Source organism: Cohnella zeiphila (assembly GCF_014212055.1).
GTDB lineage: Bacteria > Bacillota > Bacilli > Paenibacillales > Paenibacillaceae > Cohnella > Cohnella zeiphila.
On the sequence record NZ_JACJVO010000007.1, the window covers coordinates 36267 to 49694 of the forward strand.

The 13428-nt window shown below is 61.2% G+C and carries 13 protein-coding genes; 1 reads left to right on the plus strand and 12 read right to left on the minus strand.

All coding sequences use genetic code 11. The annotated features are described in order from the left end of the window. Positions 1-4 precede the first annotated feature (4 nt). The 12 genes from H7C18_RS05255 to H7C18_RS05310 form a co-directional block, all read right to left on the minus strand. Complete coding sequence (locus H7C18_RS05255; RefSeq protein ID WP_185127973.1) at positions 5-1420, minus strand: spore germination protein; 1416 nt, start codon at positions 1418-1420, stop codon at positions 5-7. Continuing rightward, positions 1401-2510: an endospore germination permease gene (locus tag H7C18_RS05260; protein WP_185127974.1), complete on the minus strand. Its 1110-nt coding sequence runs from the start codon at positions 2508-2510 to the stop codon at positions 1401-1403. The genes H7C18_RS05255 and H7C18_RS05260 overlap by 20 nt, the downstream gene beginning before the upstream one ends. Positions 2511-2636: 126 nt before the next feature. Beyond that, a complete protein-coding gene (locus tag H7C18_RS05265) occupies positions 2637-3311 on the minus strand; it encodes an SOS response-associated peptidase (RefSeq protein WP_185127975.1) in 675 nt (224 codons plus the stop codon). A 78-nt stretch (positions 3312-3389) separates the two neighbouring features. Next, a complete protein-coding gene (locus H7C18_RS05270; protein ID WP_185127976.1) occupies positions 3390-4301 on the minus strand; it encodes an aldo/keto reductase in 912 nt (303 codons plus the stop codon). A 17-nt stretch (positions 4302-4318) separates the two neighbouring features. Continuing rightward, positions 4319-4636, minus strand: a complete 318-nt coding sequence (locus tag H7C18_RS05275) for a YbjQ family protein (protein ID WP_185127977.1) — start codon at positions 4634-4636, stop codon at positions 4319-4321. A gap of 137 nt (positions 4637-4773) precedes the next feature. After that, positions 4774-6738 carry a tetratricopeptide repeat protein gene (locus tag H7C18_RS05280; protein ID WP_185127978.1) on the minus strand — a complete coding sequence of 655 codons (1965 nt, stop codon included), beginning with the start codon at positions 6736-6738 and terminating at the stop codon, positions 4774-4776. Between the two features lie 51 nt (positions 6739-6789). After that, the gene (locus tag H7C18_RS05285) at positions 6790-7314 is read right to left on the minus strand and encodes an ADP-heptose synthase (RefSeq protein ID WP_185127979.1); all 525 of its coding nucleotides are present in this window, start codon (positions 7312-7314) and stop codon (positions 6790-6792) included. Between the two features lie 222 nt (positions 7315-7536). Further along, positions 7537-7914 carry a hypothetical protein gene (locus tag H7C18_RS05290; RefSeq protein WP_185127980.1) on the minus strand — a complete coding sequence of 126 codons (378 nt, stop codon included), beginning with the start codon at positions 7912-7914 and terminating at the stop codon, positions 7537-7539. A gap of 15 nt (positions 7915-7929) precedes the next feature. Continuing rightward, entirely contained in the window at positions 7930-10242 is a 2313-nt protein-coding gene (locus H7C18_RS05295) for a thiamine pyrophosphate-dependent enzyme (RefSeq protein ID WP_185127981.1), read from the minus strand. 90 nt (positions 10243-10332) lie between these two features. Beyond that, a complete protein-coding gene (locus tag H7C18_RS05300) occupies positions 10333-11343 on the minus strand; it encodes a 2-oxoacid:acceptor oxidoreductase family protein (RefSeq protein ID WP_185127982.1) in 1011 nt (336 codons plus the stop codon). 225 nt (positions 11344-11568) lie between these two features. Then, the gene (locus H7C18_RS05305; protein WP_185127983.1) at positions 11569-12315 is read right to left on the minus strand and encodes an SDR family NAD(P)-dependent oxidoreductase; all 747 of its coding nucleotides are present in this window, start codon (positions 12313-12315) and stop codon (positions 11569-11571) included. Positions 12316-12319: 4 nt separating this feature from the next. Next, positions 12320-13021 carry an MOSC domain-containing protein gene (locus H7C18_RS05310; RefSeq protein WP_337912941.1) on the minus strand — a complete coding sequence of 234 codons (702 nt, stop codon included), beginning with the start codon at positions 13019-13021 and terminating at the stop codon, positions 12320-12322. A gap of 160 nt (positions 13022-13181) precedes the next feature. On the opposite strand from H7C18_RS05310, the gene H7C18_RS34970 reads away from it, so the two are divergent. Continuing rightward, positions 13182-13316, plus strand: a complete 135-nt coding sequence (locus tag H7C18_RS34970; RefSeq protein ID WP_238357489.1) for a DUF6254 family protein — start codon at positions 13182-13184, stop codon at positions 13314-13316. Positions 13317-13428 lie beyond the last annotated feature (112 nt).

Below are 13428 nucleotides of genomic sequence, written 5' to 3' on the forward strand. Positions count from 1 at the left end.
TTCGCTACCTTTTCCTTCTATTGGCGTTCTTGACGGGACCGTACGGCTTGCCGGCCAGCCGCGTGGGCAGTTTGAAGAAAGTGGATGGAAGTTTTCGGAAAGAGATCGGCGCGATCGGGAACAAGTATGGTTCTCCGAACGAGCGCAAGGAGACGAGATACATCAGAAGGGCCAAGAGGCTGACGAAGAAGCCGAACATGCCGAACGTCATGCTAAGGAACAGGACGAACAGGCGAGCCAGCGTCACCGCTCCCGACAAGGAGACGTTGACCAGCGTAAACGAACAGACGGAAGTGAGCGCGGACACGACCAGCATGGTCGGCGACGCCATCCCCGCGCGGATGGCGGCGTCTCCCACGATGATCCCTCCGACCACGGCGACCGTCTGACCGACGGCCTTCGGCAGCCGGACTCCCGCTTCGCGAAACACTTCGAACATCGCCAGCATGAGCAGCATCTCGATCGTCGTGGACATCGGGAGGCCGATCCGGGACATGATGATGGTGGACAGCAGCGGGAACGGAAGCTGATCGATGTTGTAGGCGGAGAGCGCGACCCAGAAGCCCGGCAGAAAAAGCGTCGTGAACAGGGCGACGATCCGGATGATCTTCTCCAGCGAAGCGTAATAATATGGAGTGTAGTTGTCCTCCGGAGAACGAAGAAGGCTGAGCAGATTGATCGGCGCGAGATACACGAGCGGAACGCCGTCCATCATAAACAGGATCGATCCGTTCAGCAGCGCGAACGTCGCGGAATCGGGCCGTCCCGCGTAATCGATCTGCGGGAACAGGCTGATCGATACGTCCGACAGCATCTCCTCGATCTCTGCCGCTCCGTTTAACGCCCGCACATGCACGTTGCGAATTCGTTTCCGCCCTTCTTCCACCCAACGCGGCTTTGCCATTCCTTCCAGGTAGAGCATGGCCACGTCGGTCCGCGTCTCGGTTCCGACCGTGAACTTCTCGATTTTGAGATCGGCCGTCTTCACTCTCTTGCGGATGAGCGCGAGATTGACCGCCAGCTCTTCCACGAAGCCGTCCTTCGGCCCTTTGACCGAGATTTCGGTGCTGGACTCTTCCGGCTGCCGGCCGGGAAGCTTGGCGATGGAATAGGCGAGCACGTCCTCTTTGCGGAACACCAGCAGGCTCCCCGAGAATAGCAGGACGAATATCTTGCTTCGGTTCTCCGCATCGTCCGCGGGAAGCGCCTCGAACGGGAACAAGTCGGCGACAGGTTCGCCTGCCGCCATTGCCCGTCTCATTCGCGGAATGATCGACTCCTTCAGCAGCCTGTCGTCGATAAGCTGGTCCGCATAAGCGATCGCGATCTCTTCGCCGTTGGACTCGCGGAGGCGATGCACGATGACGTCGTTGCAATTCCTCATGTCGGCATCGAACCACTCATGCCCGCTCTGGGACATCCCCTTCGCCTCCTTTGTCCGTCGCGTGGATCATCGACAATAGGAACAAAAACAGGAACAAAGCCAAAAAAGCATACATAGATACAGGCAAATAGCGCGAGAAAAAATAAAACTCCGCCGCGTCGCCGAACGGATAAACGGACGTAAAGATCGCCATGATGCCAATCGCGGCGCCGATGACGGCCCTTTTTTTCCGGCTGCGGATCCCCGTCAAATCAAAGATCAAGCATAAGGAAGCCGAGGTTCGAACGAACGAACCGCAAAGCCATTGATAAATCGCGAAAAAATCGACATGCTCGATATACTTCCCGAGCTGTACGAGCCGCCATTGGGCGAAGGCGGGAAACCGTTGCTCCATCGCTTCGCCCGGGCCGAACTCGCTGATCGCGGCAGCCACCGGACCGAAACACAATAAGGAAATGAACAGTCCGGTCGCGATCAAATGACGGCGTCGGAACGGACGGTTTACATACCCGGCCAATACCACGAACAGCATCAGCTCGACATAGCCGCCGCCGACGTAAATCATCCCATGCCCGATCGGGGACCAGCCGTTCTCCAGAATCGGCAACAGCTGTAAGTAATCTTTGCGGGGGATGTTGGCGCTGGCCACGAAGATACCGAGAGCCGATACCAACGGAAGCAGAAAACAAGACATATAAACGATGATGTGAAGCCCCAAGGTGCTCCCCGCAATGCCGAGCGCGACGAAAACAAACGAAGTGACGAGCTTCGGGGTCTCCGGCAAGTAGGTGGTGGAACTCCAGTTGACCGTATCGACGCATGTAACGATAATTATCATGAACAGGAGAACGACAAGGATGCCGACGACCGCATGCTTGCCGACAGTTCCTGCGCGATGCTTCAGCCAATCGGTGAAAGGCAGGCTGCCGATCGAGCGCATGATCGGGTACATCATGAGCAGCCATAGCGGCTGCAGCGCGGATACGGCCAGAATGGCCAGCCAGGCGTCGCGGCCCGACGATTGCAGAACCAGGGGACCGATGAGAACGTGATTGAGCAATCCGATCGACAGCAGCATCATCATAATGCACGGAATTCTTCCGAACCGGACCCAGGGAACGTTCATGGCAGACACCTCCCGCTGTTACGCTCCCCCTGGAATGGTTATTTTATGCAACCGGCAGTTCCAAAAAAAGTCTCCGGCTCGTCCGAGGACGAACAGGAGACTTCCACGTTGCCAATATGGTTGCTCTCAACGCCGCAGCGGCGCGTAACCCGCGCGGATCGGTTCCGCGCATTCCGGAGCTTCCCGCGTCCGGTCGTTGATGTAGCCGCCGACCGGATACATCTCCATCTCGTCGGCGGGCAGCTCCCGAACGTGATGGAAGACCGTGCGGTATTCGACGTTCGTCTCGCTGAGCCAAGCGTCGATACCTTCTTCGTCCAGCATGGCCGGCATCCGGTCCACATAGCTTTGAGCGACACGGTTCGGCGCGGTCGAGATCATCGTAAACGCGCGAATCTCTTCTCCATCCACGCGCGGCCACCGCTCGTAGAAGCCGGGAATGCCGAACGTGCGCCGGTCTTTGAACACGAAGCGGATCGGCTGGTGCACCTTGCCTTGGGACAGCCAGCCGTAGAAGCCGCTGCACGGAATGACGCACCGCTGTTTGTTGACGATCCGGCGGAAGATCGGCCGGTCCGCGATCGCCCGGCCGTCCGCCAGCACCGCGTCTTTGGACCAATAGGGCATCAAGCCCCAGCGATGATCGTCAAGAATGCGCTGCTTGCGGTATTCGTAAACGACGGGAACCGATTGCGTCGGCGATATGTTGTATTTCGGCACGTACGACGTGACAACTTGTCCGATCCGGAATTGCTCGACGACGTCGGGAAGCCCGGCTGTCAAGGAATAGCGTTCACACATGGGAAGCACCGCCTTTGGGCTTGATCTCTTCCCAGTATTCGCTTCCGTTGTCATCTTATACTAGCGCTTCCGCGCTTTTTACGCCTCCTGCGGGTGTCCGTCCTCCACGAGTTCCACCGCCGCGGCGTTCGCTTCCACCTGGGCCGCGTCCTTGCAGCCGGGAATGACGCAGCTTACCGCCGGATGCTTCAGGCACCATGCCAGCGCCCATGCCGCCATGTCCGTGCCTTCCGGCACTTCGCCGCTCCGGATGCGCTCGACTTCGCTCAGCAGCCGGTCCTGTTCGGCCGTATCACGGCGCGAACGGACATCGTTGCTGCCGAAGCGGTCGCCGGGACGGTACTTTCCGCTCAGAAACCCGCTGGCCAGCGGCACCCTTGCCAGGACGCCCAGATTTTGCGCTTCGCAGGAAGGGAACACTTCTTCTTCGGGCGCGCGATCGAGCCGGTTGTAAACGACCTGAATCGTCTCCGCGTTCACGGCGGAAGCCCGCGACGTCTGGTACACGTTCCGGTTGGAACCGATCGAGATGCCCAGGTGCCGGATTTTGCCCGCTTCCACCTGGCGGTTCAGCGCATCCCACAGCCCGTCCGTGTCGAACGAGGCGTCCGGACCGGAATGGAACTGGTAAAGGTCGACGTAGTCCGTCTTCAAGGAGCGCAGAGACGCCTCCAGCTGCCGCACCACGTCGTCCGGCCGGTACGAATCGGTCCGTTCGAACGGACCGTGGAAGTGATGGCCGAACTTCGTCGCCACGAGCCAGTCCCCGCGATTCCCTTCGATCGCTTCGCCGACGAGAGACTCGGAGAGATGATCCCCGTAGCATTCCGCCGTATCGATCAGGTTGATGCCGACTTCCCGCGCCTTGTCCAGAATCGCCGCCGCTTCCTTGCGATCGTAAGAGCGGCCCCATTCGCCGCCGAACTGCCACGTGCCGACGCCCACGACCGACACTTTAAGGCCGGTCTTGCCCAGCTTCCGGTATTTCATTACTCCGCCTCCCTGTTTTAGGCTTCTACCCGAACGGCCGTCCCGCTGACGGCGACCATCAGCATCCCTTCGCGAACCACTTCATAGTCGACGTCTACGCCGACGATCGCGTTCGCATTCATGCGTTCTGCTTGAGCCACCATCTCGCCGATCGCGATCTCGCGCGCTTCCTTCAGCTTGTTCTCGTAGCTGCCGGACCGTCCGCCGACGACGTCGGTGATGGAAGCCAGGAAGTCCCGGAAAATGTTCGCGCCCATGATCGTCTCGCCGTTTACAATGCCGTAGTACGCGGTAATGCGGTACCCCTCCACGTTCGGGGTCGTCGTCACCAGCATGTCGTGTCCTCCTCGAATCGGATGATCGCAAGCGCGACGCGCCGGTCCCTTCGCGGGCCGGCGCGTCGCGAACGCCCCCTTATTTTACCATACCGCGGCGCCAATCACATCCGCCGCCGGACGGTTACATGTCTCCGCTACGATAAGTACCGGCTCGTTCCAAGGCCGATCTCGTACTGCTCCAACGCCCGGGCGCGCATCTCGTCGTCGAAACCGTCCAGTTCGCCGAGCAGAAGCGAACGGTCGTGCTCCGTCTTCTCGGCTCCGGCATAGAGCAGCCATTGCGCCAGGTCGTCCGCTGCGCGCGTACGGTCGAACATGCGGTGGTAATAGATCGACGCCCGTTCCAGGTAGAACCGGGGTTCGAACGGATTGCGGCCGATCGCCCGGTCCAGCGAGAGGATCGCATCGTCATAGCGGCGCATCCGGGAATAGATCGCGGCCAGATTGAAGTGGCCCTGGTCGTCTTCCGGAGCTTTGCGCGCATATTCGAGCGCAGAGCCGAGCGCCGCATCGTATTCTTCGGTCTTCCAATAAATCAGGCTTCGCATCCAATCCAGCCTCGCGTTCGTCGGCTCCAGTTCCAGCCCCAGGCGGCAATCGTCCAGCGCATCCCCGAGGCGGCCGCTCTCCAGGCGGCAGTTCGCCCGCCGTTCATACAGCCGCGCATTGCCCGGATCCAAAGCAATCGCCTTGCCGTATTCCGCTTCCGCCAACTCGCGATTGCCCATCCCCATATACAGCTCCGCCAGCGCGAACGCCGTCTTGCCGTCTCCGTGCAGAGACTCGTCCTCGCGCAGCGCCGCCTGGACGTCGAGCATCGCTTCTTCGTAGCGTCCGCCCATGAACCGGACATAGCTGCGGCGCATGTAATACTCCGCGCTGCCGTCCAGCTCGATGGCGCGCGAATACGCCGTCTCCGCTTCCTCATAACGCTCGCGGTCGATCGCGAGCTCCGCCTGCTGCTTCCAGTTCAGCGGATCGTCCGGCTCCATCCGCGTCAGTTCCCCGCTCGCCTTTTGCGCTTGCTCATACCAGCCGGCGTCCCGATAGACGTCGATCAGCCAGTAACGCACGACCGTCTGGTCGGGGAAGATGCGGAGCGCTTCCTTCAGCGCGCCGCTTGCTTCTTCCCACTTCGTCAGCTTCCGGTAAGTCGTGCATAGCTCCATATAGGCGGCCAGCCGCTTCGGGCTCTTCTCCTTCGTTTCCTTCAGTACCGCCAGCGCCTCCTCGTGGCGGCCCAGCTCGCGCAGAAGGGTTCCTTGACGGAGCATTAGCTCCTCTTCCTCCGGATAGGCCAGACGGCCGAGCCGAACGGCGTCAAGCGCTTCTTCCGTCCGCCCTGCCCGTTCCAGCAGCTGCGCTTCCTTCAGTCGAAAGCCGGCTTCCGCATCGATGACCGCCATCAGCGTCCGGATGGCCGTATCCGAATACCGGGTTCGGTCGCGGAAGACGCCCTCGCCGCCGTCCGGGAGTGCCGACAATCGGCTCTGCTGCTCCGCGGCGCGTCGAACGGACGCCAGCGCTTCTTCGTCTCGCCCCTCTCCTTCGTAAGCTTCCGCAAGCCGGTACTCGTAGAGCGGGATGGCTTCCTTTGGCAGAGCGACGGCCTCTTCCAGCGCGCGGGCGGCATCGGCATAGCGCTGCAGCCGCATGTAGATGCAGCCCAGCTCGTAGCGCGAAGAGGCACCCGAATCCCGAAGGGTGGCTTCCCTCATATCGGCGGCGGCCCGATCGTCGTCTCCGATGCCGCTGTAGGCAAGCGCGCGGGTGTACCAGTATAAGTACGGACCGGGATCGAGCCGAATCGCTTTCGTAAGCGCCTCGACCGCTTCCCGCTCCCTTCCGATCTCGCGATAGATCATCCCCAGCCGGACATACACGTCCGGCTCCGCCAGCTGTCCGGACGCATCCGCCAGCAGTCCGGCCGCCCGCTTCGAATCGCCGCACTCATACAGCAGACGGGCGTACTCCGCTTTGTCGGCGGCGCTTAAATTCCGCTCGCCGGCCCAGTCGTACCATCGCAGCGCTCTCTCCGTTTCCCCCCGTTTTCGCGCTCTAGACGCGCAGTAACGGGCCCATGCGGTCCGAATGCTCATTCGATCCCCTCCCAAATGCGCGGAAAGCTGCCGGGGACCCCGGCAGCTTCCTTATTGCGAGTATCCGTCGGAGGTCGGCACATCCTCTTCCAACGCGAATTCGTAGTCGTCGATATCGTACAGAATGACCGGAATGCTGTTCTGAACGACTTTGTCCTGGAACTCGATCTGGTCGGTCAGAATCGGGCATTGCAGCCGCAGGGAGGCGAGAATCAGCTCGGTCTCGATCGGGTCGAGCATCTCGCCGTACTGCATGTTCTCCACCGCGTTGACGACGACGAGCGTCACATTCTCGTTGATCGGCAGCGGCGGGCTCTCGCGCCAAGGGGCCAGCAGCGCGCGCTCCAGCTTCTTCTTGTTGAACGGATCTTCGAAGTAAGCGATCATCTCGCCGACCTTCTCTTTCACGTGCTTGTCGTCGTCCGGCTCCGGCATGATCGGCTCCGGGCTGTCTTTCATATCGTATAGCTCCATGATGGTGGAGTACGGAATCCTGTATTCGACAGGACGTTTCGGCAGAAGCAGTTGGCCGTAGGTGGCGATCATAACCGCCTCGATGACAAAACGTCGACTCATGGTTTGTTTCCCTCCCGCGGGCAGTTCCCAGATCTTTCTCTCGAGCGTTGTCTCCCATTATATCATAAAATTCCGAACGTGATGCCAGCCAAACGGCTATCGGACAAAAGATTGTGCGTTTCTTCCGTTCGCCGCGCGCGAGAAAAAGCCGCATTCCGGCGGGAATGCCGGCAAAAAACATCCCCGGCGCCCGCCCATTGCGAGTCCGGGGATGTTGCGTCGTCAACGCCGATATGCCGCGTCCGCCTCGATGCGCCCGTCGCGCAGGCAGACCCGCAGCGACGGATCGTTGCGCAGCTTGACGTTGCCCATCTTCGCCTCATGCTCCGTGAGCAGCACCGGACGCCAGTTCGCAAGCTCCTGCACCTGCTCCCATTCGGCCTCCAGCCGGTCCTTCCGCCGGTCGTCCCGAGACGGCCCCCACTCCCGTTCCGCCGCGGCGGCTGTATACCGCTCCGATAGCAGCAGGGCATTCAGCCGCGCCTCCTCTTGAGGCGCGTCGTCCCACAACAGCAGGCCGTAATAAGCCAATTGATAGCTGTTCGTCTGCCTGCATGCCAGCAGCTCTCCCGTCCCGGCATGCCTCAACGCATAGGGCATCGCATGTTCACCGCCTCACAGGTACGGACTCTCGTGCTTCGCCTTCAGCATGTTCCAGCGACGCTCGATCTCCGTTTCAAACTCTTGCAGCAACTCGGCGTTTTCCGGCTTCGTCAGATGCCGCGTCTTGCCCATCAGCTTCAGCCAATCGGTCATCGGCACGCGCTTGTTCTTCTCTTCCGGGTTGTACGTAATCGTCGTGACGCCGCGCTCCACTTCGTACAGCGGGAAAAAGCAAGTGTTCACGGCATAATCGATGATCGTGGAGCCGTCCTTGTCGTCGGAGAGCCAGTTAAGCGGGCAGGTGATCAGGATTTTGCCGTACACGAGCCCGACGTTCTGCGCATACCATTGCGCCTTGGCCGCCTTGCGCAGCAGGTCCTGCGGGTTCGCCTCGCTGCCCGTGAACACGTACGGAATGTGCGTCGCCGCCATGATTTGCGCCGTATCCTTATGATGGAACACCTTGCCGGTCTGGCGGCTGCCGACGTTGGACGTCGACGTGCGGTGGCCGATCGGAGTCGAATAGCTGAGCTGCGCGCCGGTGTTCATATAGCCTTCGTTGTCGTACTCGAGGATGATCATCCGGTGATTCCGCAGCGCCGCGCCGATCGCCGGCCCCATGCCGATATCCATGCCGCCGTCGCCGGTGATCATGACGAACGTGAAGTCGTCCTTCAGACCGAGATGGTCAAGCTCGCCGCGCCGCTTGCGCTCGTGGAACATCTCCACGACGCCGGACAGCGTCGCCGCGCCGTTCTGGAACAAGTTGTGGATGTAGGTCGCCTTGTGCGCGGAATACGGATAGCCGGTCGTGACGACCATCGCGCAGCCCGTCTGGAACAGCGCGACGATATCCCCTTCGATCCCTTTGAAAAACATCTCGAGTCCCGAGAAAATGCCGCAGCCCGGACATGCGCCGTGGCCGGGGGCGATGCGCTTCGGCTTTCTCGTCAGCTGACGGAGCGGCGGAATTCGCACGTTCACCTTGCCCGTCGTCTCGTCCGGCGTGACCGTGATCAGCCCCGTCTTCAGCTCCTCGTATTTCATCGGCTCCAGCACCCTCTTGGGCGCTTTGGCCGGATCTCCCTTGGTATGGCCGTGGTAGTCGAACGGCTTCTCCACCGTCCCCGTCTTTGCCGCTTCGATCGCGTACTCGAACAGCTTCCGTCCGTCTTCGGCGTAGAAGTCCTTGCCGCCCAGGCCGTAGATCCGGCTGACGACCTTCGTCGTCGAATTGCCGTGCGTATGCAGCGCCGCCTTCAGCTCGATCGTCATATTGCCGCCATGGCCGCCGTAGGAATCGGCCCGGTCGCCGACCGTGACCGCCTTCACGCCGCGCAGCGCGTCGGCGATCGCCTTCGCCGGGAACGGCCGGATCATGTTCGGCGAGATCGCTCCCGCCTTCACGCCTTCGGCGCGCAGCTGGTCGACGACGTCCTTGACGATCTCGGCGGCGGAGTTAAGCAGGAATACCGCCACTTCCGCGTCCTCCATCCGGTACAGGTCGAGCACCGGATAGTCGCGTCCCGTGAGCGCGGCGTATTCCGTGCGAATGCGGTCGTACACCTCTTCCGCGCGGTACATCGCCATCGACTGCTGGTAGCAGTTGTTGATGTAGTCGGGCTCGTTCATGTACGGGCCGACCGTGATCGGATGGTCGCGGTCCAGAACGTGAACGAAGCCTTCGGGCGGCTTCTCTCCGACGAACGCATGCACGTCCTTCCGGTGCGCGAACGTCATGACGCGCCGCTTCTGGTGGCTCGTGAAGTAGCCGTCGGAGGCGACGATGACCGGAAGCCGTACTTCGGGATCCTCGGCCAGCTTCAGCGCCATGATGTTCATGTCGTACACCGCCTGGGGATCCCGGCAGAGCAGAATCGGCCAACCGGTGTTGAGCGCGAAGTACAAGTCCGAATGGTCGCCGTGAATGTCCAGCGGCCCGGATACGGAGCGGCAGACGAGATTCATCACCATCGGGAATCTCGTGCCGGACTGGACCGGCATTTGTTCCAGCATGTACAGGTAGCCGTTCGCGCTCGTCGCGTTGAACACGCGTCCTCCCGCCGTAGAGGCGCCGTAGCAGACGCCGGCCGAGCCGTGTTCGCCGTCCGCGGGAATGAGCACGATGTCGTGCTGGCCGCTCGTTTTCATCAGATCGAGGAATTGCGCGACCTCCGTCGAGGGCGAGATCGGAAAATACCCCATGATATGATAGTTGATCTGATGCGCCGCGTAAGCCGCCATCTCGTTGCCGGATTCGTACACGACGCGCTGCTCGACCGTCCCTTCTGCCGTGCCTTGCTCCTTGCGAATATCGATCGCCATTTTCCGTGCCACCCTTTCTCACTGCGGAATGGAAAAATACGGAATGAACAAGCGTTCGGGATGATATGCGATGGAAAGCAAGCGATCCGCTTACGCGTTCGCAGCGAAATTGAATCGGTGCGGAACCCGGTGCCCGTCCGCGTAGCCTTCGTCTTCAAGCGCGCTCGCCAGCGCGTCGGTCGGACACGCCTGCACGCATTTCAGGCAGCCTTTGCAGTATTGGTAGTCGATGCCTTGCAGGAACATTTGGGGGCGGCCCTTCTTGTCGGGCTGCTCCTCCCACACGAAGCAGAAGTCGGGGCAGACGTTGTCGCACGCGGCGCAGTGGATGCATTTGTCGTCCAAAAAGTGGGGGAGCCGCCCGGCGCGGGAAATGCTGAGGTCTTTGAGCACGCTGTTGCCGGGATTCACGATCGTGCCGCCGATCGGCTGCGTCTCGTAGCCGAGAATCGGAGTGTCCATCCGCGCGAACGCCGGCATCGTCTCGCCTTCCGGCAAGTCGAACGTCTGAAAGCTGACTTCCTTGTACCCGCGTTCGAACGTATTCAGAGCCGGCTGGACCGCACCGGGATATTTTTTCTCCAGCGACTTGCGGATGACGCCCTTCATGAATTCGGGATCGAGGAAGTCGCAAAGCCGGAAGAGGCCGCCCAGCATCGCCATATTGACGCGGTTGTTCTCTTCGAGAGAGATGCCGGTTCCGTCGACGACGGCGATGGTGCCGCCCTTCAGGCCAAGCTGCGTTTTCAGCGTTTCGGGCGATTTCTTGGAATTGACGAGAACGATGCTGTCCGCGTACATGCCGGAGATGACGTTGATCGTGCGGGACAAGTTTTCGTGGAAAATGCCGATGACGTGAGGCCGTTCGACGGGAGAGGTGTCGCGGATGTTCGCATGGGTGTCGCAGAAACGGATGTGCGCTTTGACGGGCGAGCCTTTCTTCTCGGAGCCGTAGGAACTGAAGCTGACGCCGTTCAGTCCCGCTCCCATGACGCCGGCTTCCGCCAGCATCTTGCCGGCCAGATTGGCGCCGAGGCCGCCGATCGATTCCAGCCGGATTTCAAAAAAACCGAGTTCGTTCGTTTTAGGCAAGTTGACCATAGCCGCTCAATCCCCTTTCGCATCTTGGACATGCAAAAACGGAGAACCATCGGAGCGCGAACGTGGTGAATAAACACTTCTTTCGCTGTTTGTTTGTCGAATTCCTGCTTGGCGGCGACGTTTTTGGGGAAAACGCTTACGCCAAACGCTGCCGTCCGTCTCGTCTCCTCCATAAGATTAGTGTATGCCGCCCCGATCCGGGGATGACGGCGAATCGTCGGGGCTCTACGGCTCGTAAATCATTTTGCGGGTCATCCCCCCGTCTACGGTCAGGTTGATGCCGGTGACGAAATCGTTAGCCGGATCCGTAAGATAAAAGCATGCGCGCACGATATCGTCCGGGCGGCCGACGCGTCCGGCCGGATGCTGGTCGTGATCCTGCGGCCGAAGCGCCGCGTAGTCGCCGGTCTCGATCCAGCCGGGGCTGATCGCGTTGACGCGAATGCCGTCGGGCCCGAGCGACAGCGCGAGCGCGTGCGTCAGCGAAGCGATGCCGCCCTTGGATGCGGCGTACGCCTCCGAGTTCGGCTCCGACTGGAGACGGCGCGTCGAGCTGATGTTCACGATCGCGCCTCCCGAGCCTTGCCGCTTCATGACCTTGGCCGCCTCCCGCGAGAGCAGGAACGTCCCCCGCAAATTGACGTTCAGGACACGGTCCCACTCCTCGACGGCCAGCTCCAGAGGCGACTTCCAGATGCCGAAGCCGGCATTGTTGACGACGATGTCGAGACGGCCGAATGCGGACGCCGCCGCTTCCGCGATGGCGGGAGCGGCTTCGGGCAGATTGAGATCCGCGGGATGGAAAACGGCGCGATGCCCTTCATCCGTCCATTCCCGCGCCAGCCGTTCCCCTTCCGTGCCCGGAAGATCGGTGAGCAGCACGGACGCCCCTTTCTCGGCGTACGCTCGGGCCAGTACGCGTCCGATGCCGCCCGACGCGCCGGTTACAATGACCGTTTTGCCTGCGAACATGGTCTCACCCTCCTTGTCCGAGCTTGGCCAGCCTCCGCTCCAGCGTGCCTCGCCAGCTGCCCGCCAGCGCATCCACCCCGAGCAGGCGCCGGATGCCCGCCTCGTCCGTCTTGTCCTTGTGCATGATGCGGTTCGCTTCCTGCACGGTCATCTCCTCCGGGTGCCGTTCCAGCAGCTTGATCTCGCCCGTCGTCACTTCCCCCGGCTCAAGCACGCGGAAGTAAAAGCCGGTGGCGCCCGTCTCCGTGACGAGCGCCGGAAGCTCGCTTAAGCCCCATTTCATCGCCAGCTTCCAGCAAGGGATACGGGGCTGGCTCACCTGAACCCGAGCCGTTCCGACCTCGAACATGTCGCCGATATGGACGTCCGATTCAACCCAATCGCCGATGGTGAAGTTTTCGCCGAACGCGCCCGCCGGCAGCGGCCGGCCGAGCACCTCTTCCCAATGCTTATAGTGACGGAAGCTGTAGACGCATACCGCCTTGTCCGGTCCGCCATGGTTCACCAAGTCGGCTTGCTCGTCCCCTTCCAGCCCGGTGAACCCCAGCTTCACGGAAGAGGCGACGGGCCGCTTGAAAATGCCGGAACGAGCTTCCCGCCCGTTGTACTCTCGAGTCTCAGCCACGCCCGTATTGATTGAAATGAGCGGCATAGAAGCCGCCGTTTGCGCTTGCGGCACGATTTTTCCCCCTTTCGTTTGGGACACGTTCCCTTTCTCTTCGCCGCTCCCGGACGGCGGATAATTCGGCCGTTCGGGCGCATGATAACGAGTGATTTCCCGACAACCGGGCAATCGGCTCTCGGCCGGCGCTCACGGTTGCAGGTTACATCAAGGCGCGCCATGGCGCACAAGGAGGACTTTTCCCATGACTACATCCAAACGCAGACGCGAGAACGCCTGGAAAATCCGCAAGCAGTCGCAGCAGCCGCATGGCAAAATCCCATCCCTGCGGGAACTGTCGCAGGCGGAGCCGGAAGCGGAAGGCTCGCCTCACGAATAACGAAGCCGCCCTGCCGCCGGGACGTTCCTCGGGAACACTCCCGGCTCTTTTCTATCGAGGTGTATGCCTGAAAACCTGCAATTCTGCATCCTTTTCGAAAGCGCAAGGCGAC